Annotated in this window: 27 protein-coding genes; 12 read left to right on the top strand and 15 right to left on the bottom strand. The window is 60.7% G+C overall.

The genetic code is table 11. From position 1 onward, the window contains the following. Window positions 1-125: 125 nt before the first annotated feature. From AB4N48_RS08155 to AB4N48_RS08145, 3 genes are all read right to left on the bottom strand, one after another. Window positions 126-1,238, bottom strand: coding sequence for a succinylglutamate desuccinylase/aspartoacylase family protein (locus AB4N48_RS08155; RefSeq protein ID WP_460095127.1), 1,113 nt, complete (start codon window positions 1,236-1,238; stop codon window positions 126-128). Window positions 1,239-1,437: 199 nt separating this feature from the next. Further along, window positions 1,438-2,217 (bottom strand): ABC transporter substrate-binding protein, encoded by a 780-nt coding sequence (locus AB4N48_RS08150; protein ID WP_071172858.1) that lies wholly within the window; start codon window positions 2,215-2,217, stop codon window positions 1,438-1,440. A gap of 332 nt (window positions 2,218-2,549) precedes the next feature. Beyond that, the gene (locus tag AB4N48_RS08145) at window positions 2,550-2,978 is read right to left on the bottom strand and encodes a rhodanese-like domain-containing protein (RefSeq protein ID WP_460095126.1); all 429 of its coding nucleotides are present in this window, start codon (window positions 2,976-2,978) and stop codon (window positions 2,550-2,552) included. A gap of 101 nt (window positions 2,979-3,079) precedes the next feature. Between AB4N48_RS08145 and ftrA the strand changes: the two genes are divergently transcribed. From ftrA to AB4N48_RS08130, 3 genes are all read left to right on the top strand, one after another. Then, window positions 3,080-4,069 (top strand): transcriptional regulator FtrA, encoded by a 990-nt coding sequence (ftrA, locus tag AB4N48_RS08140; protein WP_460095123.1) that lies wholly within the window; start codon window positions 3,080-3,082, stop codon window positions 4,067-4,069. Between the two features lie 190 nt (window positions 4,070-4,259). Next, window positions 4,260-4,583, top strand: coding sequence for a type II toxin-antitoxin system RelE/ParE family toxin (locus tag AB4N48_RS08135; protein ID WP_024013362.1), 324 nt, complete (start codon window positions 4,260-4,262; stop codon window positions 4,581-4,583). Between the two features lie 3 nt (window positions 4,584-4,586). Beyond that, window positions 4,587-4,895, top strand: a complete 309-nt coding sequence (locus tag AB4N48_RS08130; protein WP_016775213.1) for a helix-turn-helix domain-containing protein — start codon at window positions 4,587-4,589, stop codon at window positions 4,893-4,895. Between the two features lie 134 nt (window positions 4,896-5,029). On the opposite strand, the gene AB4N48_RS08125 is transcribed toward AB4N48_RS08130, so the two are convergent. Then, window positions 5,030-5,368 carry an FKBP-type peptidyl-prolyl cis-trans isomerase gene (locus tag AB4N48_RS08125; RefSeq protein WP_041477007.1) on the bottom strand — a complete coding sequence of 113 codons (339 nt, stop codon included), beginning with the start codon at window positions 5,366-5,368 and terminating at the stop codon, window positions 5,030-5,032. A gap of 131 nt (window positions 5,369-5,499) precedes the next feature. Here AB4N48_RS08125 and AB4N48_RS08120 point away from each other — a divergent pair, with 131 nt between their 5' ends. Together AB4N48_RS08120 and AB4N48_RS08115 are read left to right on the top strand one after the other, a co-directional pair. Continuing rightward, window positions 5,500-6,546, top strand: a complete 1,047-nt coding sequence (locus AB4N48_RS08120; RefSeq protein ID WP_460095121.1) for a M4 family metallopeptidase — start codon at window positions 5,500-5,502, stop codon at window positions 6,544-6,546. A gap of 14 nt (window positions 6,547-6,560) precedes the next feature. Then, window positions 6,561-6,872: a protealysin inhibitor emfourin gene (locus AB4N48_RS08115; RefSeq protein ID WP_041477010.1), complete on the top strand. Its 312-nt coding sequence runs from the start codon at window positions 6,561-6,563 to the stop codon at window positions 6,870-6,872. A gap of 21 nt (window positions 6,873-6,893) precedes the next feature. Here the strand turns inward: AB4N48_RS08115 and AB4N48_RS08110 are convergent, their stop codons facing one another. Next, entirely contained in the window at window positions 6,894-7,202 is a 309-nt protein-coding gene (locus AB4N48_RS08110; protein ID WP_150634977.1) for an RcnB family protein, read from the bottom strand. 883 nt (window positions 7,203-8,085) lie between these two features. Here AB4N48_RS08110 and tcuC point away from each other — a divergent pair. Both tcuC and AB4N48_RS08100 read left to right on the top strand, forming a co-directional pair. After that, window positions 8,086-9,378 carry an MFS transporter gene (tcuC, locus tag AB4N48_RS08105; protein WP_016775219.1) on the top strand — a complete coding sequence of 431 codons (1,293 nt, stop codon included), beginning with the start codon at window positions 8,086-8,088 and terminating at the stop codon, window positions 9,376-9,378. 12 nt (window positions 9,379-9,390) lie between these two features. Further along, entirely contained in the window at window positions 9,391-10,161 is a 771-nt protein-coding gene (locus tag AB4N48_RS08100) for a substrate-binding domain-containing protein (RefSeq protein ID WP_122751079.1), read from the top strand. On the opposite strand, the gene AB4N48_RS08095 is transcribed toward AB4N48_RS08100, so the two are convergent. Beyond that, the gene (locus AB4N48_RS08095) at window positions 10,151-11,065 is read right to left on the bottom strand and encodes a LysR family transcriptional regulator (RefSeq protein WP_150741110.1); all 915 of its coding nucleotides are present in this window, start codon (window positions 11,063-11,065) and stop codon (window positions 10,151-10,153) included. The two genes, AB4N48_RS08100 and AB4N48_RS08095, sit on opposite strands and share 11 nt — an antisense overlap. Before the next feature lie 258 nt (window positions 11,066-11,323). Here AB4N48_RS08095 and AB4N48_RS08090 point away from each other — a divergent pair, with 258 nt between their 5' ends. Next, window positions 11,324-13,132, top strand: coding sequence for a monovalent cation:proton antiporter-2 (CPA2) family protein (locus AB4N48_RS08090; protein ID WP_460095120.1), 1,809 nt, complete (start codon window positions 11,324-11,326; stop codon window positions 13,130-13,132). A gap of 121 nt (window positions 13,133-13,253) precedes the next feature. Here the strand turns inward: AB4N48_RS08090 and hcnC are convergent, their stop codons facing one another. From hcnC to AB4N48_RS08070, 4 genes are all read right to left on the bottom strand, one after another. Beyond that, entirely contained in the window at window positions 13,254-14,513 is a 1,260-nt protein-coding gene (gene hcnC, locus AB4N48_RS08085) for a cyanide-forming glycine dehydrogenase subunit HcnC (RefSeq protein WP_056789007.1), read from the bottom strand. Then, window positions 14,506-15,915 carry a cyanide-forming glycine dehydrogenase subunit HcnB gene (gene hcnB, locus AB4N48_RS08080; protein ID WP_460095119.1) on the bottom strand — a complete coding sequence of 470 codons (1,410 nt, stop codon included), beginning with the start codon at window positions 15,913-15,915 and terminating at the stop codon, window positions 14,506-14,508. The genes hcnC and hcnB overlap by 8 nt, the downstream gene beginning before the upstream one ends. Beyond that, window positions 15,912-16,226 (bottom strand): (2Fe-2S)-binding protein, encoded by a 315-nt coding sequence (locus AB4N48_RS08075; RefSeq protein ID WP_130927315.1) that lies wholly within the window; start codon window positions 16,224-16,226, stop codon window positions 15,912-15,914. The genes hcnB and AB4N48_RS08075 overlap by 4 nt, the downstream gene beginning before the upstream one ends. 418 nt (window positions 16,227-16,644) lie before the next feature. After that, window positions 16,645-17,574 carry a hypothetical protein gene (locus AB4N48_RS08070; RefSeq protein WP_460095118.1) on the bottom strand — a complete coding sequence of 310 codons (930 nt, stop codon included), beginning with the start codon at window positions 17,572-17,574 and terminating at the stop codon, window positions 16,645-16,647. Between the two features lie 307 nt (window positions 17,575-17,881). Here AB4N48_RS08070 and AB4N48_RS08065 point away from each other — a divergent pair, with 307 nt between their 5' ends. Next, window positions 17,882-18,565, top strand: a complete 684-nt coding sequence (locus tag AB4N48_RS08065; RefSeq protein ID WP_056788996.1) for a response regulator transcription factor — start codon at window positions 17,882-17,884, stop codon at window positions 18,563-18,565. After that, on the top strand, window positions 18,543-19,937 hold the full coding sequence (locus tag AB4N48_RS08060) for a sensor histidine kinase (protein ID WP_041477024.1): 1,395 nt from the start codon (window positions 18,543-18,545) through the stop codon (window positions 19,935-19,937). The genes AB4N48_RS08065 and AB4N48_RS08060 overlap by 23 nt, the downstream gene beginning before the upstream one ends. A gap of 131 nt (window positions 19,938-20,068) precedes the next feature. Here AB4N48_RS08060 and AB4N48_RS08055 read toward each other — a convergent pair whose 3' ends face one another. From AB4N48_RS08055 to AB4N48_RS08040, 4 genes are all read right to left on the bottom strand, one after another. Beyond that, window positions 20,069-20,479 carry an SRPBCC family protein gene (locus AB4N48_RS08055; RefSeq protein WP_375122362.1) on the bottom strand — a complete coding sequence of 137 codons (411 nt, stop codon included), beginning with the start codon at window positions 20,477-20,479 and terminating at the stop codon, window positions 20,069-20,071. Between the two features lie 21 nt (window positions 20,480-20,500). Next, window positions 20,501-21,298, bottom strand: coding sequence for an SDR family NAD(P)-dependent oxidoreductase (locus AB4N48_RS08050; protein ID WP_460095116.1), 798 nt, complete (start codon window positions 21,296-21,298; stop codon window positions 20,501-20,503). Window positions 21,299-21,649: 351 nt separating this feature from the next. Then, window positions 21,650-22,318 carry an HAD-IA family hydrolase gene (locus AB4N48_RS08045; protein WP_460095115.1) on the bottom strand — a complete coding sequence of 223 codons (669 nt, stop codon included), beginning with the start codon at window positions 22,316-22,318 and terminating at the stop codon, window positions 21,650-21,652. 56 nt (window positions 22,319-22,374) lie between these two features. Then, window positions 22,375-22,788: a response regulator gene (locus AB4N48_RS08040; RefSeq protein ID WP_460095114.1), complete on the bottom strand. Its 414-nt coding sequence runs from the start codon at window positions 22,786-22,788 to the stop codon at window positions 22,375-22,377. Window positions 22,789-22,986: 198 nt separating this feature from the next. Here AB4N48_RS08040 and AB4N48_RS08035 point away from each other — a divergent pair, with 198 nt between their 5' ends. Next, window positions 22,987-23,928, top strand: a complete 942-nt coding sequence (locus AB4N48_RS08035; RefSeq protein ID WP_460095113.1) for a class I SAM-dependent methyltransferase — start codon at window positions 22,987-22,989, stop codon at window positions 23,926-23,928. Window positions 23,929-24,050: 122 nt separating this feature from the next. Here AB4N48_RS08035 and AB4N48_RS08030 read toward each other — a convergent pair whose 3' ends face one another. Beyond that, window positions 24,051-24,830, bottom strand: coding sequence for a helix-turn-helix transcriptional regulator (locus tag AB4N48_RS08030; protein WP_460095112.1), 780 nt, complete (start codon window positions 24,828-24,830; stop codon window positions 24,051-24,053). Between the two features lie 111 nt (window positions 24,831-24,941). Here AB4N48_RS08030 and AB4N48_RS08025 point away from each other — a divergent pair, with 111 nt between their 5' ends. Then, window positions 24,942-26,045 carry a polyamine ABC transporter substrate-binding protein gene (locus AB4N48_RS08025; RefSeq protein WP_460095111.1) on the top strand — a complete coding sequence of 368 codons (1,104 nt, stop codon included), beginning with the start codon at window positions 24,942-24,944 and terminating at the stop codon, window positions 26,043-26,045.

Here is a 26,045-nt window from a genome sequence, read left to right as displayed (position 1 = left end):
GGATCCAAATTTTGTGGAGTGGCTGATGGCCCTTTCGCGAGCAGGCTCGCTCCCACCGTTGAAATGCGTTCCCCCTGTGGGAGCGAGCCTGCTCGCGAAGAGGCCCGCACGTTCACCGCAACCTGTCAGTCGTTGGTCAGCTTGCCCGTACGAAACGGCACCCGCCCCGCCACTTTCGCCTGCCAGATCCCCGGCTCGGTATAACGCCCGCGATCAATCGCAAACAGCACCCCGCTGGTGCCGGCGCGCACGGTGGTCACGCGATCCTGCAACGGGTCAACAACCTCGAACAGCGCATCGCCCTGCTCTACCCACTCGCCGGCATTGCGCAAGAAACTGACCACGCCGTGGTGCGGGGCGAACAGGTATTCGGTGCCTTCAAACGGCAGACCTTCACAACATTCGCTCGGCGCCGCCGGCCATTCCCCGCTGATGAAACCCTGCTCGGCGAGAAAGCCCAGAATCGCTTCGCAATTGGCCTGAGCCTGATCGACGCGGGTGTCGCCCATGCTGCCCAGCTCCAGCGTTGTCGCCAGATTCGCCGCCGGAATCGCCGCGTTCGGGAATGCTTTGGCCAGACGCAACCATGGCGTCGAGCAGGACTCATCGAACGAGCTGCCACCGGAGTCTTCGCAGAGCAATGCCACGCCCGCCTTCAGCCGCGCCGCCAGCGATTGCCACTGCGGCCAGTGTTGCGGCAGCGCATAGAGGTGAATCGCAGCGTCGAAGTCGCAATGCAGATCGAGGGTGATGTCGGCGTCGCAGGCGTGGCGCAGCAACAAGCGGTGCAAGGCTTCCAGTTGCGATGCCGGCGCTGGCAATTCTTCGAAGACCTGAGCCATGGCTTGGCGGATCAGGGCGACGTTGGCCTCGGCATCCGCGCCCAGACGCTCGCCAACCAGTGCCGCCACCGGGGCGCTGAGCTCGACGAATGCGCGGTTGAAATTCTTGCCGCTGCCCAATTCGAAGCGGCCCATGTGATTGCCTTGCATATGCTGATCCAGGCCGATCGGATTGGCCACCGGCACCAGTTCGATAACGCCCTGCAAACGGCCCTGCCGTTCCAGTTCGTTCAGGCGCAGCTTGAGTTCCCACGCGGTGCGCATGCCCGGCAGTTCATCAGCGTGCAGGCTGGCCTGGATATACACCTTGCGGCTGCCGGCGCCGTAGCGGAAAACGCTGAGGGAGCGCTCGCTGCCCAAATGGCTCCAGGGCAGAACGTGGTCGATGCGTTGCATGGAAAACTCCTGAATAGCTGGGTTACATAAAACCCTGTGGGAGCGAGCCTGCTCGCGAATGCGTCAGGTCAGACGATGACGATGTCGAATGTCAGACCGCATTCGCGAGCAGGCTCGCTCCCACAGAGAATTTCCATCAATAAAAAAGCATAAAAAAAGTGGCCACCGCGCAAACGGGGCCACTTTTTTTCACGGCGTATTAATGGCCGTATACGTCAAAGTCGAAGTACTTGTCCTGGACTTTCTTGTACTCGCCATTGGCGCGGATTTCGGTGATGGCTTTGTTGAACTGCTCGGCCAGTGCGGTATCGCCCTTGCGCACCGCGATGCCAGCGCCGCCGCCGAAGTACTTGGCATCTTCGTAGGTCGGGCCGACGAATTCGAAGCCTTTGCCAGCATCGGTTTTCAGGAAACCGTCGCTGAGGTTGACCGAGTCGGCCAGCATCGCGTCGATACGCCCGGACACCATGTCGAGGTTGGCTTCCTGCTGCGAGCCGTAGCGCGTCAGTTCGATCCCGGCCGGAACCAGCACTTCGGTCGCGTAACGGTCGTGAGTACTGGCGCGCAGCACGCCGACTTTCTTGCCCTTGAGTTCGGTCAGCGGGTCTTTCACGCCCGAGCCTTCCTTCATCACGAAACGTGCCGGGGTGTGGTAGTACTTGATAGTGAAATCGACGTTTTTCTTGCGATCGTCAGTGATGGTCATCGACGACAGGATCGCGTCGATCTTCTTCACTTTCAGCGCCGGGATCAGACCATCGAACTCTTGCTCGACCCACGTGCATTTAACCTTCATCTGCGCGCACAGTGCGTCACCGATGTCCACGTCAAAACCAGTGAGTTTGCCGTCAGGGGTTTTCATCGAGAATGGCGGGTACCCGGCTTCGATACCGATGCGGATCGGCTTGGCGTCTTCGGCCACGGCGGTCAGGGACAACATCGACAGTGCCAGGGCACCGAACATCACTAGCTTTTTCATTTATTACTCCCGTGCGGAGGCTTTTATTGGCAGCTTTCGAGTCAGCGTTCGGTCATGGCGTTCTAACGGCAAAAACCGACGTGGCCGGCAGTCTATGGCGGCGCGCAGGGAGGCAATTGTTTTTAAGCGACAATTACTTACAGAACATCGGCGATCACTTTGACGGGAGTAAACGCGTGCGCCGTGTTGGTGCGAAGGATGTAGAACAAGACTGTTTTCAGAGCAAGAAACGCCGATCCTCCCTGTAGCTGCCGACGGCTGCGATCTTTTGATCTTGTTTTTTTGAGATCAAGATCAAAGGATCGCAGCCTCCGGCGGCTCCTACAGAAACGTCAGCATTCGCAGGCGACAGGTGTATTGGCGACTGACGCCGCGCTCAGTTCGAAACCTTCATCGAGCCATCCGGTGACGCCGCCGATCATCTCTTTCACCGGATAACCCAACGCCGCCAGCATCACCGCAGCCTTGTTCGCCCCATTGCAATGCGGCCCGGCGCAATAGACCACGAACAAAGTGTGTTTCGGGTAATCGGCCAAGCGCTCCGCCGTGAGCAAGCGGGTCGGGATATTGATCGCGCCGGGCACATGGCCGCGCTCAAACGCCAATGGGCCGCGCACATCCACCAGAACAAAATCGACCTCCCCGGCCTCGTGGCTACTGAACACGTCGGAACAATCGGTTTCGAAGGTCAGACGATTGCTGAAATGCATCAGGGCAATCGCCGAAGGGGCGGCGGGAATTTCGCGAACCAGGCTGGTCATGCTGTGTTGCTCCTTTGTCTGTGGGGGATGAACAGACTTTATCGAGACGGCGCTTGCCGCTACAGTGGCGCGCAAGACACCGACCGGGAGTTTTCCGCCAAATGCTCACTCAGCCCAATCTGGTTGCCATTCTGGCCTACGATGGCCTCTGCACATTCGAGTTCGGCATTGCCGTGGAGATCTTCGGCCTGGCCCGACCAGAGTTCGATTTCCCTTGGTACGAGCATGCGATTGCCGCAGTCGATCCAGGCCCGATGCGCGCCATGGGTGGCATTCAGGTGCTGGCCGATGGCGGCCTGGAATTGCTCGCCGAAGCGCGCACCATCGTCATTCCGGGCTGGCGCGACCGCAACGCCCCGGTACCGCCTGCGCTGATCGACGCGTTGCGTCAGGCCCATGACCGAGGCGCGCGGTTGCTGTCGATCTGCTCGGGCGTGTTCGTCCTCGCCGCCAGCGGCCTGCTCGACGGCCACCGCGCTACCACGCACTGGCGCTACACCGGTGAACTGGCGCAACGCTTCCCGGCCATCGAGGTCGATCCGGACGTGCTCTACGTCGACGCCGGTCAACTGATCACCTCCGCCGGAAGCGCCGCCGGCATCGACGCCTGCCTGCATCTGGTGACACGTGACTTCGGCACGCAGGTCGCCAACGCCGTCGCGCGGCGCCTGGTCATGTCGCCACAACGCACCGGCGGCCAGGCCCAATTCATCCCCACCCCGGTCAGCCCGACACCCCGCAGCGACCTGTCGCGCGTCATGCAATGGGCCCGCGAACGCCTGCACGAACCACTGGAAGTGCGCGACCTGGCCAGCGAAGCGGCAATGAGCGAGCGCACGTTTCTGCGGCGCTTCACCGAAGCCAGCGGGCAAACGCCCAAGGCGTGGCTGCAACATGAACGCTTGGCGCGAGCGCGGGAGCTGCTCGAGAGCACCCATCAACACACCGAGCAAATCGCGCAGCGCTGCGGCTATCGCTCGGTGGAGAGTTTTCGTGTGGCGTTCCGCAGCGTGGTGGGCGTACCGCCGTCGGTTTATCGGGAGCGGTTTGGGCGAAGCAATAAGCTTTCGCTCCATCCCGCAGCGTTTTAAGCGCTGACGTTGACGGCGAGGCCGGCAGAAACGCTCGCGGTGAAAATTGTGAAACGGAAAATGCGGCTTGCTTTATATTGATTCTGATATAACCTGAAAATCAAACGGCACTGGCATTTCTTGCAATAAAACTCACCGTCGCCGCTTACGTTCAGCTATTACGCTTTTCCTTTTGACACAGGACAAGCCGATGCCGAAACACAAGGATGTGGTGTTCGTGGGGAGCGCGTTGAAAGATCTCAAAGCGTTCCCGGTTGATGCCCGAAGAGCGGCGGGGTTTCAGCTGGACCTGTTGCAACAGGGTGATGCCCCACTCGATTGGCGCCCTATGAAAACCGTAGGACGCGGTGTTAACGAAATCAGGATCACCGAGGACTCAGGGGCGTTTCGCGTGTTTTATGTAGTCAATCGACCTGAAGCAATCTATGTGCTTCACGCCATGCACAAAACCACACGTAAAACGGAAATTAGAGACATCGAACTGGCCCGGGCCAGATATCAGGAAATAGGTTAAGCCATGAAGGAACATCAAGACTCATCCCAACGATTTTCCAGTGTATGGGATGCATTGGAGGACACGCCTCAGGAAGCTGCCAACATGCGTCTGCGAGCCAAGCTCATGCGTTCGCTTTGCGAGACCATTCGAGCGTGGGAGCTCCCTCAAAAGGACGCGGCACAGAGATTGGGAATCTCGCAGCCGCGCCTCAATGATGTACTCAACGGGAAAATCGACAAATTCTCGCTCGATGCATTGGTCAACCTGTCAGCTGCTGCAAGGCTGGAGGTGGACATTTGCTTTCCGTCAGGCCCGTTGCAATGGGCCTGACGCTGGCTTTGCGTGGCAATGTCCACCCTGCATTCCGAGTTTTGAAATCGAGGGAGTTGAATAGCATTCAACTTCGCGGTTAACCATCGACATCATCCAGCTGCACAGGAGTTCCGCTGGATGATTCCTCCCCTTCAATCCTCCCGCGTCAAAACCTCCAGCAACTCAATTTCAAACACCAGATTCGAATTCGGCGGAATCTTGCCCATGGTCCGCTCGCCGTAGCCCAGATGCGCCGGTACCAGCAATTTGCGTTTGCCGCCGACCTGCATGCCCATCAGCCCCTGATCCCAGCCTTTGATCACGCGGCCAGTGCCGATCACGCACTGAAACGGTTTGCCCCGGCTCCAGGACGAATCGAATTCAGTGCCGTCTTCCAGCCAGCCGGTGTATTGGGTGGTGATCAGCGCGCCTTTCACCGCGGCTTTGCCGTCGCCCGGTTGCAGGTCGATGATTTGCAGTTCGTCTGTCATGTCGTTGGCTCTTGAGATGTTCGCAGGCGGCGTTTTTCGCAGAATCCGGCGGCGATGGCAATCCATGGAACCGAAAACACGCATAGCCGCTCACATGTGTATCGACATCGTATGACGACAAGGATGCTTAGATGACCGACTCTCGATTGCTGCGCAGTTTCATCCCGCCCTACATTCTCAACCGCATCATCGCCCACGGTTCCGAGCCGCAGCGCAACGCCGCGATGCAGACGCTCAACCATGTGCGCAGCCTGCTGCCCAACCCCGGCCGCCCTTCGCAGCCGCCGGCGCGCGCGATTCTGCCGGAAGCGAGCAAGCCTGGCCTGGCGCGGCGCAGTGTGCATGATGCGCAGAACAAAATGCTCTTGCCGGGCATGCCGGTGCGCCTCGAGGGCCAGCCGGCATCGGGAGATCCGGCGGTCGACGAGGCTTACGATGCGCTGGGCGCCAGCTATGATTTCTTTTGGAAGGTGCTTGGTCGCGACTCGATCGACAATCAGGGATTCGCGCTGATCGGCAGCGTGCATTATGGCCAAGGCTACGAGAACGCATTCTGGAACGGCGCGCAGATGGTCTTCGGTGACGGCGATGGCGAAATCTTCCAGCGCTTCACCCGCTCGCTCGACGTCATCGGCCATGAACTGGCCCACGGCGTCACCGAAAGCGAAGCCGGGCTGATTTATGCCAACCAGTCCGGCGCGCTGAACGAGTCGCTCTCGGATGTATTCGGCGTGTTGATCAAGCAATACATCCTCGGCCAAACCTCCGAGCAGGCAGACTGGCTGATCGGCGCCGACCTGCTGATGCCACAGATCCAAGGCAAGGGCCTGCGCTCGATGTCGCACCCCGGCACGGCATACGACGACCCGATGCTGGGCAAGGATCCGCAACCGGATCACATGCGCAAGTTCGTCATCACCAGCGAAGACAATGGCGGCGTACACATCAACTCCGGCATTCCCAACCGCGCGTTTTACCTGGCAGCCCGAGCGTTTGGCGGCTTCGCCTGGGAAAAAGCCGGACGCATCTGGTACGACACGCTGTGTGATGACCGTTTGAAACAGGACGCTACGTTCGACGCTTTCGCAACACTGACGATCGACCACGCCGCCCAGCGCTTCGGCGCCGAAGCAGCCGACACGGTGCAGCAAGCCTGGGCACAGGTCGGTATCGAATAATCTGAGGAGACCGTATGAAAACGCTACCCGAGCTGGATAAAGATTCCGTTTTGCGCGTATCTCGCCAGGGTGGCGTTGCAGCGATTCACAGCCTGAGCCGCCCACGGGAAATCGAATTCGCGCAATGCGACATCAGTCAGCGTTCGAGAATATGCTCGGTGCTTGAGGGTTGCCTGCCACTGGACAGCAGCGAATCCGGCCGTGGGGATCAGCGCTTCTACCAGATTGAGGTGCGCTACCCGTCAGGGGAAATGGTGTTGAAGGTGCCAGAGGATCGGGCGCCTGGGGAGCTGGTGCAGCTTTGGGACAAGGGGGAGCTTCTGTAAACGCTCCCCCCGATGTTCAGGCTATTTCTCGACCGGCTGCATCTCGACAATCGTGCCGTTGGTGATCATCACCATCACGTACTTGTCATTGATCTGCACCCACTGCGCCTGCTCGATCGGCGCTTTCAGACCTTTGGCTTTCCAGTTTTTCAGCGCCTTGTCTTCGCGCTGGTACATTTCTGGAGCGCGGTCGTTGACCTTCAGTTGGCGATCGCTGGTCGGCGATTGCACGGCTGGTTCGCTGGAGGTTTGCGCCGCTTGAACAACGGGCGTGATCCCGGCAATACCGGCAACAAGGGCCAGGCTGGCGATTAGGGTTTTGCTGTTCATCGGTGAACCTCTTTCAGATGGGTAGTACCTGAACTCCGACTGCGTGGCGCGGGAAACATTCCTTGTTTTTTGCCGGATGCGGCCGTTAGAAGGCTTTGTCCATCAGACCGCCATCGCTGGCAAGCCAGCTCCCACAGGGATTGGTATTACAGCGCAATTATTGTCCAGAGCTCCGGTCCTCTCCTACAAAACCAAGCAAAGCAAGATCAAAAGATCGCAGCCTTCGGCAGCTCCTACAGTTGGATCGCGTGAATTCGATGGAAACGGGTTCACCTGCAGGCCGTCGTCGCGATCAGGCTCGCCCCCACCAGAAAAGCAAAGCAGCGCAGCTGCCCGCGGCGAAGCCGCCCCACTCAACAATGAGCGCAAGCTCGAGTGCTTTTGATCCTGCTTTTGATCCACCGGCGACGTCGGAAGGCTGAGCGGAGGGATTGATCCGGGGGTGGGAGCGCAGCGACCGTCTGGCGCAGCCAGACACAGCGGAAGGAGGTGCAGCGAAGCAAACCGTAGCCGCTGCGCCCGGATCGATCCCGCAGCGAAGGAACCCGAGCCTGCGAGGGCCGAACGCAGGAGCAAGCGTTTTTTGCTTACTTTTTTTAGGCGTTTGTAAAAAAAGTGAGTCGCCGTAAGGGCGAAACCCTAAGCGGCCATGACCGCAGCAACGGATATGTACCCGGTCAGCCAGAACAAATCATCGCCCGACGCGACGCAGGCTTGCTCCCACAAATGCGCCAGGCACTGAAGCCATTGATCCGCCCCACGCATCAATCCATGCCAACAATGCAATTAACAGATTGTTACATCTGCGCCACCATCCACCTCAATAAAAACCGTGCGCCGCTTCTCCGTAGCGCACGTCATAAAAGCGGTGGAGTACTTTTCAATGACAGCCTCAATCCCAACCAACGGCTCGCGAGCCGGTGCCATCTTCCGGGTGACCTCGGGCAACTTCCTCGAACAGTTCGACTTCTTTCTGTTCGGCTTCTACGCCACGCAGATCGCGGCGGTGTTCTTCCCGGCGAGCAGCGAGTTCGCCTCCCTGATGATGACTTTTGCGGTGTTCGGCGCAGGCTTCCTGATGCGCCCGCTGGGCGCCATTGTGCTCGGCGCCTACATCGATGACGTCGGCCGGCGCAAAGGTCTGATCGTCACCCTGTCGATCATGGCCAGCGGCACGATATTGATCGTGCTGGTGCCCGGCTACGAAACCATTGGCCTGTTCGCCCCGGCACTGGTACTGATCGGGCGGCTGCTGCAAGGCTTCTCGGCCGGTGCGGAATTGGGCGGTGTCTCGGTGTATCTGTCCGAAATCGCTACGCCGGGCCGCAAAGGGTTTTTCACCGCTTGGCAGTCGGCCAGCCAGCAAGTGGCGATCATCGTCGCGGCAGCGCTGGGCTACGGTCTGAACCAGTGGATGGAGCCGCAAGCCGTGGCCGCCTGGGGCTGGCGCATTCCGTTTTTCGTCGGCTGCATGATCGTCCCGTTCATCTTCTTCCTGCGCCGCAACCTGGCGGAAACCGAAGAGTTCGCCGCGCGCAAACACCGTCCAAGCATGCGCGAAGTGTTCCGCACCCTCGGCCAGAACTGGGGCGTGGTACTCGGCGGAATGTTGATGGTCGCGCTGACCACCACCGCGTTCTACCTGATCACCGTGTACGCGCCAACTTTCGGCAAAACCGTGCTGCACCTGAGCACTTCCGACGCGTTGCTGGTAACGCTGTTGGTGGGCGTGTCGAACTTCTTCTGGCTGCCGATTGGCGGCGCGTTGTCCGACCGTATCGGCCGTCGCCCAGTGCTGATAGGCATGGCCCTGCTGGCGCTGGCCACGACTTATCCGGCGCTGTCGTTCCTGGTGCAGGCGCCGAGCTTCACCAACATGCTGCTGTCGCTGCTGTGGTTGTCCTTCATTTACGGCTTGTACAACGGCGCGATGATTCCGGCGCTGACCGAAATCATGCCGGTGGAAGTGCGCGTCGCCGGTTTCTCCCTGGCTTACAGCCTGGCCACGGCGATCTTTGGCGGTTTCACCCCGGCGATGTCGACCTTCCTGATCCAGTACACCGGCGACAAAGCCGCGCCAGGCTACTGGATGAGCATCGGTGCCCTGTGCGCTCTGTGCGCCACTCTTTACTTGTACCGCCGTGCCGGTGGTCGTCTGCAACCTGTCGCGGCCTGAGGAATACTCGCCATGAAAAAACTCTTTACTGTCACCGCCCTGCTCGCCGGTCTCGCGTTCAACTTCGCGGCCCAGGCCGAAGAACTCAGCGTGATGACCTCCGGTGGTTTCACTGCCGCCTACAAGATCCTCGGGCCGAAATTCGCCGCCGCAACGGGCAACACGCTGACCACCAGCCTCGGCCCGTCGATGGGCAAGGCGCCGGAAGCGATTCCCAATCGTCTGGCGCGCGGTGAGCACGCCGACGTGGTGATCATGGTCGGTTACGCCCTCGATGAGCTGATCAAACAAGGCAAGGTCGACCCGGCCTCCCGCGTTGAACTGGCGGATTCGCGGATCGGCATGGTGGTGCGTGAAGGCGCGGCGAAACCGGACATCAGCAGCGTCGATGGCCTGAAGAAAACCCTGCTTGATGCGCGTTCGGTGGCCTACTCCGACAGCGCCAGCGGCGTGTACATCGAGCAGCAGCTGTTCAAGAAACTCGGCATCGAAGACCAGTTGAAACCGAAGGCGAAAATGATTGCCAGGATCCCGGTCGGTTCGGTGGTTGCCACTGGCGACTATCAGTTGGGCTTCCAGCAGGTCAGCGAATTGCTGCCGGTGCCGGGCGTAAGCTTCGTCGCGAAGATTCCGGAATCGGTGCAGTCGGTGACACGTTTTGCCGCTGGCATCCCGGTCAAGGCCGAGCATCCGGAAGAGGCCAAAGCCCTGCTCGCCTACCTCGCTGCACCGGCCGCTCAGGCTGATGTACAGGCCACCGGGCTGGATTCGGTCAAGCGTTGATCGCTGGCGGCTGGACGCGCATCTCCACGACCAGCCGCTCCAGTTCCAGTGCCGCCGGGGTCAACGTGCGATCCCGGCGCTTGATGATGCCGACACTGCGCATCACCTGCGGCTCAATCAGCGGCACCCGCGTCAGGATCGGATGATCCGGCCCGGGCATCGCCATCAACGGCACCGCTGCCACGCCCAGACCCGCCTCTACCAGACCGATCATCGTTGTCACATGCCGCGTCTCGCAGATGCTCTGACGCTGCGGCACCACCCCGCCCAAGGCCTGATCGAGCAGAAAGCGATTACCCGAGGTCTTGTCCAGCGCGATGTAATCCTGCTGATAGAACTCGTCCCAACTGACGCTGCTGCGCCCGGCCAGCGGATGATCGCGACGACAGGCGACAACGTAGCACTCCTGCACAAGCGGTTCGAACTCGACTTTGGCATCCTGCGTGCCGAGAAAACTCAAACCGAAATCCGCCTCGCCATTGACCACCGCACTCAACACATCGTGAGCGCTGGAATCGAGGACTTTGACCTTGATCCGCGGAAACTGCTGGTGATAGCGCGCGACCACGCGGGGCATGAAGTAGTACGCCGCCGAGGGCACGCAGGCGACGGTGACATGGCCCAGACGGGTCGAGGCGACTTCGCTGATGCCGAGCAAGGCAATGTCGAGATCATCCAGCAAGCGCTCGACGCTGGGCATGAAGCCGCGCCCGGCCTGGGTCAGGCTGACCTTGCGCGTGGTGCGCTCGAACAGTTTCACGCCGAGGGCGTCTTCGAGCTTTTCGATGCGCCGACTCAGCGCCGGTTGTGACAGGCGCACGGTGTCGGCAGCCTTGCGAAAACTGCCCTGCTCGACCACCGCGCGAAAGGCTTGCAGGTCGTTTAGGTCGAAGTTGATGGCCATGGCGTTTCCGGAAATTGATGCGCAGGGGTTATAAATGTAACCAGTTGATGCAAATTATTACAGAGCACATGAAGATCCCTTGTAGGAGCTGGCTCAGGCTGCGATGTTTTGATCTTGATTCTCTGCAGGCAAAAGCAAGATCAAAAGATCGCAGCCTCGTTGCACTCGACAGCTCCTACAAGGGTTGTTGGTGGATCTGAAATCGGGTCAACCCTTATCCTTGTCACCCCCGCCGTAGCCGTAGTCAGGAGTCGTTCCATGCCCCATGAAGGCAATTTGTTGCAAGCCGCCGTCGTGTTTCTGTTCGCGGCCGTGCTCACCGTGCCTTTGGCCAAACGTCTGCAACTGGGCGCGGTGCTCGGTTATCTGTTTGCCGGGGTGATCATCGGCCCGTCGGTGCTCGGTCTGATCGGCAACCCGCAAAGCGTTGCGCATATTTCCGAGCTGGGCGTGGTGTTGCTGCTGTTCATCATCGGCCTCGAATTGTCGCCGCGGCGCTTGTGGGTGATGCGCAAATCGGTGTTCGGCGTCGGTCTGGCGCAGGTGCTGTTGACCGCTTCGGTGATCGGCGTGCTGGCACTGGCGGTGTTCGGCCAGCCGCTGAACAGCGCGATTGTGCTGGGCCTCGGTCTGGCGCTCTCCTCCACGGCGTTCGGCCTGCAAAGCCTCGCCGAACGCAAGGAACTGACCAGCCCCCACGGGCGTCTCGCGTTTGCGATTCTGCTGTTCCAGGACATCGCCGCGATTCCATTGATCGCCCTGGTGCCGATGCTCGCCGGCGTCGATCATCACACCAGCACCGCCGACGATATTCGTCACAGCTTGCAGGTGCTCGGCGGCATTGCCGTGGTGGTGATCGGCGGACGGTATCTGCTGCGTCCGGTGTTCCGCGTGGTGGCAAAAACCGGGCTGCCGGAAGTGTCCACCGCCACCGCGTTGCTGGTGGTGATCGGCACGGCGTGGCTGATGGATCTGGTCGGTGTGTCGATGGCGCTGGGTGCGTTTCTCGCTGGACTGCTGCTGGCGGATTCGGAATACCGGCATGAGCTGGAAGCGCAGATCGAACCGTTCAAGGGCCTGCTGCTCGGGCTGTTTTTCATCAGCGTCGGCATGGGCGCCAATCTCAGCCTGTTGTTGAGCGCGCCGATCACCGTATTGGGCCTGACCTTGTTGCTGATCGGTCTGAAATTGCCGCTGCTGTTCGTGGTTGGGCGCTTGGCAGGAGGATTGAACAAGATCAGCGCAATCCGCCTCGGCATCGTCCTCGCTGCCGGCGGTGAGTTCGCGTTTGTGGTGTTCAAGATCGGCGGCGATCAGGGCCTGTTCGAGCCGCGTCTGTACGACCTGCTGGTGCTGACCATCACCCTGTCGATGGCGCTGACGCCGTTGTTGCTGTTGATCTGCGCGCGTCTGGTCAGCCCGAAAGTGCAGCCGGTGGAAGTGCCGGAGAAATTCCGCGAAATCGACACCGAAGCGCCGCGCGTGGTGATTGCCGGCATGGGCCGGATGGGGCAGATCGTGGCGCGGATTCTGCGCGCGCAGAACATCAAGTTCGTTGCGCTGGACACCTCGGTGGAAACCATCGAACTGTCACGCAGCTTCGGCGGCGTACCGGTGTTCTACGGCGACCCGATGCGCCCGGAAATCCTTCACGCGGCGAAGGTCGGCGAGGCGGAGTATTTCGTCATCGCCACGGACGATCCGGAGACCAACATCAAGACTGCCGAAGTGGTGCACAAGCTGTATCCGCACATGAAAATCATCGCCCGCGCGCGTAACCGTCAGCACGTGCATCGCCTGGTGGATGTCGGCGCGGAAGCGATTCGTGAGACCTATTACTCGAGCCTGGAAATGAGCCGGCGCACGCTGGTCGGCCTCGGTCTGACCCAAGCCCAGGCCGATGCGCGGATCAAGCGTTTCAAGCATCACGACGAACAGGTGCTGGAGGCGCAACACGCCGTCTACGACGATGCCGCCAAAGTCCTGCAGACCGCCCAGGAAGCCCGGGCGGAACTGGCCAAATTGTTTGAATCGGATCAGCTCGAAGAGGAAGCCCGAAAATCCTGATCGTGCCTTGCCCAGAACCAACTGTGGGAGCGAACCTGCTCGCGAAAGCGTCGTATCAGTCACCCAATACTTCACTGACAGATTGCATTCGCGAGCAGGCTCGCTCCCACAGGGGATTGGGTCAGACCAGTTCCAGCGCGGGTGCTGGCTCGACGGCTGCCACCGCAAACCGATCCGCCAGAAACGGCGTGATATCCAGCGGCAAGGGCTCGTCATTCACCAGTTTATCCAGCAGCACACCGGTAATCGCTGAGGTCAGAATGCCGGTGCGGAAGTGCCCGCAAGCATTCAGATACCCTTCTACCCCACGCATCGGCCCGAGGATCGGCAACTCATCCGGCGAGCCCGGGCGCAATCCCGCCCAGGTGCGCTTGAGGTTGACGTCCGCCAGCTCCGGCAGACAGCGCACCGCGCCCTGCACCAGCCCGGCGATTTCCGGGTAGGTGGTGGTGACGTCGAAGCCTTTGTCTTCGGTGGTGCTGCCGATAAGGATTTCGCCGTTGTCCTTTTGCGCCACGTAGCAATCGCTGGTGGTCAGGCAGCCGTTGAGGATTTTCGGCATGCGTTCGGTCAGCAGAATCTGCCCTTTCACCGGTTTCACCGGAATGCGAATCCCCGTGGCCCACTCACTCAGATCCGCCGCCCAGGCACCGGCGGCGTTGATCAGCGTCTTGCAGTGGAACACCCCCGCCTCCGCCGTCTGCACGCCGGTCACGCGAGTGCCGTGATGCAGCACGCCGGTGACGTTGGTGTTGACGAAGATATCGACGCCGTTCTGCCGCGCGCCTTCCATGTAGGCATCCGCGAGGCGGAACGGGCTGACCTGATGATCGCAGAGAAACTCCAGCGCCCCGCGTGCTTCATGGCTGACACTCGGTTCCGCCGCGCGCAACGCCGCCTGATCGAGCCAACGCACCTGATCAGCCAGATGCGGAATGCAGCCGACGATGTGCTCGGCGTAGAGCCGGTCTTCATCGTCATAGATCACGAATTTCAATCCGGTCTTCTCGAACTTGCAATCCATGCCGTGATTGTCTTTCAGCTCGCGGTGCAGCGCCGGGTACAGCGCGTTGGACTGCAAGGCAAAATCGAAAAACGACGCCGGCAAGATATGCGGCGTACTGGCGTCCACCGCGACTGCGGCGCCCTGGGTTTCGCGCTTGCGGTTGGCCGACATCATGCGAAAGAAAATCACCCCGCAGCCGAGGCCGACCGACTCGCCGATCGCCCACAAACCGCCAGCCGAAGCGCGGGTCGCGTTGCCGGGGCGCTTGGCGTCGATCAGCGCAACTTTCAGATTTTTGCGCTTGGACAATTGGTAGGCGCAGGAGGCGCCGATCACTCCGCCACCGGCAATGACCACGTCGTAGAACTTACTCATGGCAAGCGCCCTCCTTGCCGACGGACTGGAACGCGGAAAACGGCACCGGATCAATCGGGAAGCGCGGGCGCAACCAACCGACATCCTGACGTCCGGTAGCCTGGCGCAAACGATCGCTGCAATAGCCGACGCACATCCGCCCCTGACAATCGCCCATGCTCACACGGGTGCGCATTTTCAGGCTGGCGATGTCTTGCACACCCTGCTCCAGGGCCAGATCGATGTCGGCGCGGGTCGCATGTTCGCAGCGGCAGATCACCGTGTCGGCTGTGGGCAAAGCGATCTGACCAACACCGCGTTCGGTGTAGCGATCCACCGCCGCACGAAAGCGCACGATGGCTCTGAGTTTGCTCGCGTAACGGTCGCGGCGCACCCGGGCCAGCTCGGCGTCGAGCACACCGCGTTGCAGCAGGATCGAAGTGGCGGCGATCTTGCCGGCCAGCATCGCCGCTTCACCGCCGCGGATCCCGCCCATGTCACCGGCCAGATGCACATGCGCCACGCTGCTTTGCTGCCAGACATTGGCGTGCGCACGCAGGTAGCCATCGTCGCTGAAACCGTGATCAAGGCCCATCTGCTGACTCAATTGCGTGCGCGGAATAAAACCGTAACCCACCGCCAGGGTCTGCGCTTCGAAGCGCTCGACCCGCGACAGATCCGCCTCCCACGTCGACGAATACGGCGCGACGCTGACGCTTTTCAACTCGCCCTCGCCGTGGGCCTCCACCACGCCCCAGCCATAGTTCATGGGGATGCCGTGCAGCTTCAGATAAGCGAGCATGCTCAAGCCGTCGAGGAACAGCTGCGGTTTGTTCAGCAGCGCCAGACTCTCGCGGGCGATCTTGCCGAACGCACACGCCTCGTAGACGCCAGCGACACGCACGCCGGAGGCATGCAACTGGGTCGCAACCAGCGGCAGCAACGGCCCGGTGCCGGCGATGACCACCGGCCCCCGCGGCTTGACCACGCCACTCTTGATCTGCAATTGAAGACCACCGAGCAGAATCACTCCCGGCAACGTCCAGCCGGGAAACGGCACGCTGCGTTCGTGACATCCAGCGGCCAACAGCAGTTGCGGATAAGCGATCTCGTGCAGTTGCTCATCACCGTCGAGCACCACCACTGCGCGGGTGCCTTCGGCGCCGACCACGCGATGGTTGAGGCGCACGTCAATCAGCCCTGACTGCTGCTGAAATTCACCGTGCAGTTTGTCCAGTGCTTCGGAATAACGCGGGCCGAGATAATCCAGTTGCACACCATCACGCAGCGGCCCGCGATAGACCACGCCGCCGAGGCGCGAAGCCTCTTCGAGCAAGGTGCAGCGCACGCCGTGGCGCGCCAGTTCGATGGCCGCCGCCATTCCCGCCGGCCCGCCGCCGACAATCAACGGTTGCAGGCTCATACAACCTCCTGCCCGACGACGCGGTTGACTCGGGTTTCAATCAGCATGCCGTCGCGCACTACGGTCTGGCAGGCGCGGCGCTTGTGGCGACCGTTGATTTTCACCAGACAGCACTGGCACACGCCCATGCCGCAATAGGCGCCGCTGATCTGATCGTGATCGTTGCGTGCGATCTGGCGCACGCCGAGGGACTGGATGACGCTCAGAACGGTTTCGCCGATGGCGGCGCTGACCGCTTGGCCATTGATGTGCACGGTCATGTCCGCCTGCACCAAGGGCTGGATATCGAAGGTTCTTTCTAGGCAGTTCATTACGGTGTTCGTCCGTGAAGATTCAGTTGAGGTTGTGTCAGCTCCTTGCTGCACTACGCCTCGTCGACGCTTTTTATTGCTGTGTTTTCAACGTCGACGCGGATACTTCGTCAGCGCAACAAGGTGCGCGACAAGCACTGTAGCTCATACCTCAGCAAAGGCCTGGATCATTTACGGTAGGCGATATCGCCAGACGAAATATTGATCCAGGCCAGTGAAAATGGCGGGATGGAAACGGTTAGTTGGAGAAGACGAACTGGCCCCGCAGAATGCAAAAAGCCGCTTTCACCCGAAGATGAAAGCGGCAGAGGCATCCTGCCTCAGAGGGATCAGTGTACGAACAGGGCGATCAGGATGATGATCGGGATCGGTACGCCGAGGAAGAACAGCAGTAATGAGCGCATGGTGACTCTCCTTTTTAACGGACCGGAGTGATAGTGGTGTAGGTGTCGACTTCAACGTACTCGACCGCATCGCGACGACGACCGCCGAAGGTGGCTGCCAGGCTGGCGAAGAACGCACCGGCCAGCAGCGCGACGAACATCCACAGCGAGGTGTAGGCAGCGACTTTCGCGGCGGTGTCGGCAGCTTGCTGGGCTTTCAGTTTCGCGTCAGCGATGGCTTTCTGGGTGTTGGCGTAGATCTCGTCAACGCGACGTTCAGCATCGGCCTGGCTCAGGTTGGTACGTTGCGACACCAGTTGTGCGAGGTAGGTGCGGTCTTCGGCGCTGAGCTGACCGTTAGCCAGGCTCTGGGCGAAGATGCGGGTCACGGTGCCGCGTGCGGCGTCATCGCTGACGGCAGCCGGACGATCATCGCGGAACAGGCTGTCGACGAAGTAGCCGTACTGATCGCTGTCAGTATTGGCTGCGGCAGAACCGGCCGCCTGGCTCATCGCACCGGCAGCACCGCCGACGACGTTAGCCCCAGCCTGAACACCGCCGCTGACGACGCTGCTGACCGAACCGACCACCAGCACAGCGGTCACCAAAGTAGCGACGCACCAAGCGAGGAAACCATGGGCGGTGTCGCGGAAGTAGACTTCGTCACCGTGCATGTTGGCCCACTTAACGCGCAGACGGCCGGCAATGTAGCCGCCCATGCCGGAAGCGATGATCTGCGTCACCGCCAGCCAGACGATCGTTGAAATGCCCAGGCCCTTGGCGCTGACGCCTTCTCCGGCCCACGGTGATACAGCCGAAAAGCCCAGGCCAAACCCGAGCAGCACCAGAATCATCGACAGCGCGGCGGCAGCCGCAGCACCGGCGAAGATCGCGCCCCAGGACACGCCTGACACGCTGCTCGACTCTTCCAAGGCAGGATAATAGCCATCAGGGGATCTATTCATTGTTGTAGTGCTCCAGGCATGAAAAATGGTGTTACAAGTCGTCGGGTGAGGAATTGCAGTGACCGTGCCAGTCAAACACTTTTAATAACCCCTTTTCTTTCAATGAGTTACAAAACTTGAACTTCCTCGGACCGTGCAACTTGCAATAAAGCGCATCCGATTGCGGGTTTTCTGCATTAACCAAAGCGTGGCAAATCCGATCAGTTCTGATTCACCAGGCGACGAAGATGAAAGTTAATTTAAAGCGTCACGGCAAATTCTTGGCAAAATGCTGCCATTCCGTTTGAACCGATCAGCAGGCCTGCCTATGACTCGTATCTTGACCATCGAAGACGACGCCGTGACCGCGCGGGAAATCGTTGCCGAACTGAGCAGCCACGGGCTGGACGTCGACTGGGTCGACAATGGCCGCGAAGGCCTCGACCGCGCCGTGAGCGGCAACTACGACCTGATTACCCTCGACCGCATGCTGCCCGAGCTTGATGGTCTGGCCATCGTCACCACCCTGCGCACCATGGGCGTGGCGACGCCGATTCTGATGATCAGCGCCCTCTCCGATGTCGATGAGCGCGTACGCGGCTTGCGCGCCGGTGGTGATGACTACCTGACCAAGCCGTTCGCCACCGATGAAATGGCCGCGCGGGTCGAAGTGTTGCTGCGCCGGCAGAACAGCGTCGCCACCCAGGCCACCACGCTGAAAGTCGCCGACCTCGAGCTCGACCTGATCAGCCACGAAGCCCGCCGCGCCGAGCAGGTGCTGACGCTGTTGCCCACCGAATACAAACTGCTCGAGTTTCTGATGCGCAACAGCGGCCAGATTCTCTCGCGGATGATGATTTTCGAAGAGGTCTGGGGTTATCACTTCGACCCGGGCACCAACCTCATCGACGTGCATATCGGCCGGCTACGCAAGAAGATCGACGCAGCCGGCAACGTTCCGCTGATCCGCACGGTACGGGGCTCCGGCTATGTCATTGCCGAACCCGTCTGACGGCTGGCGCTCCTCCAGCAGCCGCTTGCTGGCGCTGTACAGCTCGCTGTTCGTGGCGTGGAGCGCGATCCTCATGGGGGTCATGTATTACGAGGTGTCCGGCTACCTCGACAAACTGGCCAAACATTCGTTGATGCAACGCCAGCACCTGTTCTCGCATTTTCGCGGCGAGCAACTCGAAGACGCGCTCGCGGCCAGCATGACCTTCGATATTCGCGGTATCGACGCCTATGGTCTGTTCAGCGCTGACGGTGTTTACCTGGGCGGCGCACTCCAGCAAATTCCCGAAGGACTGCCGCTGGATGGCAAGATCCATATGCTCGCCGAGTGCGCCGATTCCGATGACCCGACCCTGCCGAGCGACAGCTGCGATGCCGTAGCCACGCAAACCCGTGACGGGCGCTGGCTGGTGCTGCTGCGTGACAATGGCTCGCTGTTCGCGGTGACGCGGATCATTTTGCACGCGCTGTTCTGGGGGGTGTCGCTGACGATTATTCCCGGGGTCGCCGGTTGGCATCTGCTGCGGCGTCGACCGTTGCAGCGCATCCGCGCGATCCAGAATAGCGCGCAGGCCATCGTTGCCGGCGACCTGACGCACCGCTTGCCGCTGTCCAATCGCCGCGATGAACTGGACATGCTCGCCGCCATCGTCAACGCCATGCTCGAGCGCATCGAGCGCTTGATGAACGAGGTCAAGGGCGTCTGCGACAACATCGCCCACGATTTGCGCACGCCGCTGACTCGCCTGCGCGCGCAGTTGTATCGCATGCAGCAACAGGCCGGCGAAGGTTCGCAAGAAGCGGCGCAACTGGACTTGGTACTGGCTGAAGCGGATACGCTGATGGCGCGCTTTCGCGGTTTGTTGCGGATTTCCGAGCTGGAGGATCGCCAGCGCCGTTCAGGTTTCGTCGAACTCGATCCGGTGCGTTTACTGGAGGAGTTGCACGAGTTCTATCTGCCGCTGGCCGAGGAAGGCGATCTGCGTTTCCAGTTGAACATGCCGGAGACGCTGCCGCCGCTCAATGGCGACCGCGCACTGCTGTTCGAAGCGTTGGCGAACCTGCTGAGCAACTCGATCAAATTCACCCCGCCCGGCGGCACGGTGATGTTGCGTGGGGTCAATGCCGGTGGGCAGACGCGGATCGAGGTGCACGATTCAGGGCCGGGGATTCCCGAGGCGGAACGTGAGGCGGTGTTCCAGCGGTTTTACCGCACCGAGGGTGGCCAGCCGCAGAGTGGTTTTGGTCTGGGGTTGTCGATCGTTGCGGCAATAGTCAGCCTGCACGGCTTCAGTCTTGAAGTCGGCAGCAGCGATCTGGGCGGGGCGAAACTGGTGCTGGATTGTCGGCAGAGTTTGATCAGTCAGGCCTGACGTCTCGCGCCGATCGTTCCCACGCTCCGCGTGGGAATGCCTCAAGGGACGCTCCGCGTTCCGGCTTTCGAAATGGGACGCAGAGCGTCCCGGGCTGCATTCCCACGCAGAGCGTGGGAACGATCTGCGTCTCAGGTTGGGTAATTGGCCCGCAAGGCTTCGAGCCCGCCCTGGTAGATGCCGTTGAACAGCGCCACCACTTCTTCATCGCTCACGCCGACCGCATTAAATCGCCCCGACCACGTCACACGCGAGCCCTGCCCTTGGGCTTCAACCTTGATCGTCGCCAGGTAATCGCTGGCCGGAAACGGTGCCTGTTCAATCGAATAGCTATAGGTTTTTGCGGCGTTATCGAAGGTCTGCAGACGTTCGACCACTACGCCGCCGTCAGCGGTGTGCAGGGTGCGCACTCGCCCGCCTTCGCTCAGTTCGCTGTTGGTGATCAACGGCAGCCAGTCCGGCAGCGTGTTGAAGCCGCCGATCAATTGCCAGACCTGATCGGCCGAGGCCGGGATGTCGATGGTTGCGGATGCAGTTGGCATAAAACCTCTCTTTTGGAAAATTCAGATAGTCAGGCTGTCGACCACACCGCCATCAACGCGCAAGGCTGCGCCCGTGGTGGCCGAGGACAGCGGTGAAGCAATGTACGTGACCAGATGCGCCACCTCCGAAACATCCGCCACGCGCTGGATGATCGAGGTCGGACGGGCCTTGCGCACAAAGGCGTCGGCTTCGTCGCGCAGCTCGCGCCCGGACTCGGCGGCCGCGTCTCTGAGCATGTCTTGCAGGCCGTCGGTGAAGGTCGGTCCCGGCAGGATCGCATTGGCCGTGACACCGGTACCAGCCAGACGTTTGGCCAGGCCGTGGGACACCGCCAGGTTGGCGCTTTTGGTCACGCCGTAATTGAGCATGTCAGCCGGCGTCGCCACGCCGGATTCCGATGACAGAAAGATCACCCGGCCCCAGCCCTGCTCAACCATCGCCGGCACATAATGCCGCGCCAGGCGCACGCCGGAAATCACGTTGACCTCGTAGAAGCGCGTCCACTCGCTGTCGGGAGTCTCGAAGAAATCGACGTCATTGAAGATGCCCAGATTGTTGACCAGAATGTCCGCGCGCGGTTCGGCGGCGAACAGCTTTTCCGCCCCCTCGGCCGTGCCCAGATCAGCGGTCAGACCGCGCAACTGTGCGCTGGACACGGCTTGGCGAATGCTCGCCAGCGCCTGCTCGACCTTGGCCGTGTCGCGACCGATGACCACCACCGTCGCCCCGGCTTCGGCCAGCGACTGGCTGATGCCCAGACCGATGCCGCCGGTACTGCCGCTGACAATGGCCAGCTTTCCACTCAGATCGATCTTCATGCGTTTACCTCATTAGCAAGGAGTTCCACCGCGCTCGACTTTGGCGACGATTTCACAAGCATGGATCAGCGTAGTTGCGATATTGCCGGCATGGTTGAGCTGCCGACCGGTGACGGGGATGTTGTTTGATCGACGATCCCCTGTGTCTGGCAGACCGTAGCCCCTCACCCTGGCCCTCTCCCGGGGGAGAGGGAACCGATCGAGTTGTGCTGAGTTTGCCCTCGACCTGAAAGACCATAGCGATTATGGATTCAGAGAAGACCTTTCACGTCGGCGTATTACCTGAATATCCCCCGGTCAGTCCCCTCTCCTTCCGGGAGAGGGCTAGGGTGAGGGGCATTTCGGAACAGATCAGATTTCCGTCAGACGAAGCAGACCATCGGCGCCGACGCTGACGCTGATCGCATCGTAACTGGCCAACGTCGCATGCGCCGTTTCGATCGGATGCTGGTGCGTGGTGGTGATGATCATCAACGCGGCGCCCGCCGCTTCCGCAGCCTGAATACCAACCGTGGCGTCTTCAAAAATGAGGCAATCCGCTGGCTCGACACCGAGCTTTTTCGCCGCCAGCAGATAACCCGCAGGATCAGGCTTGCCAGCCTTTACATCTTCCGCCGTGATCATGACCGCCGGCTCGGGGATACCCGCCGCCGCCATCCGCCGCAACGCCAGATCGCGAGGCGCCGACGTCACCATTGCCCAGCGATCTTTCGGCAGACCGTTGAGAAATGCCGCCGCCGCAGGAATCTCGACAATGCCTTCAACGTCATTGATTTCCGCTGCGGTGATGAACGCCGCTTGTTCCTCAGCATCCAGCCCCGGCAGATTCAGCCGGGTGATGGTGTCGATCGCCCGTGCGCCATGGATGGTCGGCAAAAACGTCTCGACCTCCACGCCATGGCGCACCGCCCACGCTGACCAGATGCGCTCGGCGGCGGCGATGGAATTGAGGACGGTGCCGTCCATGTCGAACAGAAACGCGCCGAATGCGCGATCAAAAACCGATGCTTGTGCAGACAAAAGAACAAATCCTCTGACAGTTGGCCGGGCAGCCTGGCCCGGCAATGTAGCACTAGTCAGTGCAGCTGCGGGGCCTTGGATTTGAACGCACTTTCCACACAGTCGAGCAATTGACCGATCGCCCACGGCTTCTTGATGAACGCCACCGAATGCTTGACCCCGGAGGTCTCGGGCGTCTCGTAGCCGGACATGACCATCACCGGTTTTTCCGGCCAGCGATCGCCGACCAGATTCGCCAGGTCGGCGCCGTTAATCGTGCCGGGCATGGTGATGTCGGTCAGCAATAGCGCGACGTTCGCCGCGTGTTCTTCCAGATACAGTGAGGCGGCGTCGGCGCTGGTTTGCGGTTCGACCTTGAACCCTTCCTCCTGAAGAATTTCGCAAAGAAACTCCAGAATCAACGGATCGTCCTCGACAACCAGAATCAACCCGCCAGGAAGGTGCGCGCTCGACGTAGGTGTAGGGCACATGAACAGCACTCCCCCGAATTACATTTTTGATAAGCGGTTTTGAATCCGCTGCTTATCTGGTATGAGCAGCGCGCCCTGTAGAAATTCATTTTTGATACAGAGGATTTCGCCAAGGTGTTGTTTTTCGAAGCGCAGCGCCCATCGAATCCCCTCATTTGTGGTTAAAATGCCGGCCCTTTGCCTGGCCGATCCTGATCCATGAACCCTGAAGCCCTCGCTACCCTCCACGCTCATTTGCTGCCCGCACTGGCGGCGGCGCCCAGCGAAACCCGTCGTTTTTTTCACGGGCGCGGGCGCTGCTGGCCGGGGTTGGAGCAGTTGACCGTGGACTGGTTGCAGGGCGTGGTGCTGGTGTCGCTGTTCAAAGAACCGGCGCCTGAGCAACTGCAGGATCTGCGGGATTCGCTGCTGCAACTCGCCGCCTCGCCCCAATGGCAGCAATCCGGCGCGCACACTTTGCTGATCCAGCATCGTTATCTGCCGCAGAGCACGGCCGAATGGCTTATCGGCGAGGAAATCGAAGAAATGACCATTGTCGAGGGCGGCTTGCAGTACCGCGTCGACCTGGGTCGCAAGCAGAACACCGGACTGTTTCTCGACATGCGTTACGGCCGCAACTGGGTGCGCGAACAGGCAGCGGGCAAGCGGGTGTTGAACCTGTTCGCTTACACCTGCGGCTTTTCCGTAGCGGCAATCGAGGGTGGCGCCAGCCATGTGGTGAATCTCGACATGTCCCGTGCGGCCCTGAGCCGAGGGCGTGACAATCACCGCCTGAACGGCCACGACCTGAGCAAGGTCAGCTTTCTCGGCCACGACCTGTTCAAATCCTGGGGCAAAGTGATCAACAGCGGCCCGTACGATCTGGTGATCATCGACCCGCCGTCGTTTCAGAAAGGCAGCTTTTTGCTGACCAAGGACTATCAACGCGTATTGCGCCGCTTGCCGGAACTGTTGACTGCGCAAGGCACAGTGCTGGCGTGCATGAACGATCCGTCGTTCGGTTCCGACTTTCTGATTGAAAGCGTGACCCAGGAAGCGCCAAGCCTGCGCTTCGATCATCGGCTGGACAACCCGCCGGAGTTTCCCGATATCGATCCAGAGAGCGGCCTGAAAGCCCTGATCTTCCAGCGCAGCCACTAACACAGCGTAAGTTCACCTGTGGGAGCGAGCCTGCTCGCGAAAGCGCAGTGTCAGATAACAATTTTGTTGACTGATACACCGCTTTCGCGAGCAGGCTCACTCCCACACAAATTCTGCGTTGGTCACAAAGACGTCGGCCGCAGCACCAGTGCAAACAACTCACCATGCCCGGTGACGTTGAGCTTGTGATAGAGATTGCGTCGATGCACTTTCACGGTCTCCGGCGAAATCCCCATCTGCTGGGCCATCGCCTTGCTGGAAAAGCCCTGCAGGATCAGACGCGCCGTGTCGATCTCGCGCGCGGTCAGCCGGGCATCGAAACGGTCCAGCAGCGTCGCCAGATCACCCACCACCGCTTCAGCCACCGGTCCTTGCGGTGGCAGCAACTGCATGTGGCGATGCATCGCCGCCAATACCCAGTCACGAACGCACAACAGCCGGCCCTGCTCGGCCATGCCAAACGCGGTCGAGCGGCCCAGGGACAAGCCGAGTACCGCGCCTTCGACGTTGATCAGAAACTGCAATTCATCCTCGCCCACCACGGCACGAAAGTAGCTCTGGTAATACTCGCTGTGCAGAAACTGATCCGGCGCAACAGAGGCCAGGCTGTGCAGGCCGTCGCTGATCCCGCTGACGGCGGCTTGATAGAACGGATCGAGCAGGTACATGCCGGCGGTATAACCGGCCAGCTCCTGCTGGTCGTCCACGCCCCCCTTGCTGTCGAAGTCGATCAGCAAACGCGGCGGCTGGCCGGGCTGCATCAGGGCGACGAGGGCATTGTCCAGCGGCACCAGCAGGCGCAGGGTGTCGACCAGCGCGCGCCAGAAACCGTCCTGCCCGAGGTGGGAAAATACCCGCGCCAGACTCTGATGCACCGGCAATTCCTGCAACAACGCGTCCACGCACTACCCCTTTCGAGTAACCCATGATGGGAATGGGGCTGGTGTGACCGGCCCGTTAGCCTGACCACTCCAGTTCCTCACCGGCCTGCGACAGGCCAGGAGTGCCGCATCATGCGTCGTCACCGTGGATCTATCAACCCGGGCCTGCTGGCCTGTTTTTGTCTCTCCTCGTTCGCCATGGCGGCAGACGTACCGAGCGTGCATGTCTACAACTGGTACGACTACATCGGGCCGAACACGCTGCACGATTTCCAGCGCGACAGCGGCATCCGGCCGGTGTACGACACCTTCGACAGCGCCGAAGTGCTCGAAGGCAAACTGATGACCAGCCGCAGCGGCTACGACGTTGTCGTGGCGAGCAACTTCAGCCTGCCGACCCTGATCAAGGCCGGAGCCCTCGCTCCATTGCCTCGCGATCAACTGCCAGGCTGGCAAAACCTCGACCCAGAGCTGTTGAAGAAACTCGCGGTCAACGATCCGGGCAATCAATACGCCGTGCCTTACCTGTGGGGCACCAACGGCATTGGCTACAACGTCGACAAAGTCCGCGCCGCGTTGGGTGACAAAGCGCCGGTGGATTCCTGGGAGTTGCTGTTCGACGAAGCCAATCTTGCCAAACTGAGCGAGTGCGGCGTGGCGATGCTCGATTCGCCGTCGGAGATGCTGCCGGTCGCCCTGCATTACCTGGGTTTGCCGCCCAACAGCACCGATCCCGAGGACTACAAAAAAGCCGAAGCACTGCTGCTCAGGCTGCGCCCGCACATCGCCTACTTCAACTCTTCGAAGTTCATCAGCGATCTGTCCAACGGCAATATCTGCGTGGCGGTTGGCTGGTCCGGGGCGATGCTCGAAGCCAAGACCAACGCCGAGCAGGCCAATAACGGCGTAAAGATCGCCTACAGCCTGCCAAAGGAAGGCGCGCCGGTGTGGTTCGACACTCTGGTACTGCTCAAGGACGCGCCCAATCGCGCCCAGGGCCTGGCGTTTATCGATTACCTGCTGCGACCGGAGGTGATCGCGCCGGTCAGTGATCACTTGTCATACCCGAATGGCAATCGCGCCGCGACAACGCTGGTGGCAGCAGCAACTCGCGACAACCCGGCGGTCTACCCGTCCCCTGCCGCCATGGCCACTCTCTACACCCTCGAACCCTTGCCCAAAGCCGCCGAACGCGTGCGTACACGGGTGTGGAGCAAGGTCAAGAACGGCCAGTAA

It is taken from the genome of Pseudomonas sp. S2_C11 (genome assembly GCF_054668395.1).
Note: the sequence above shows the minus strand (reverse complement) of the source record. Positions and strands in the feature narration are given on the sequence as shown.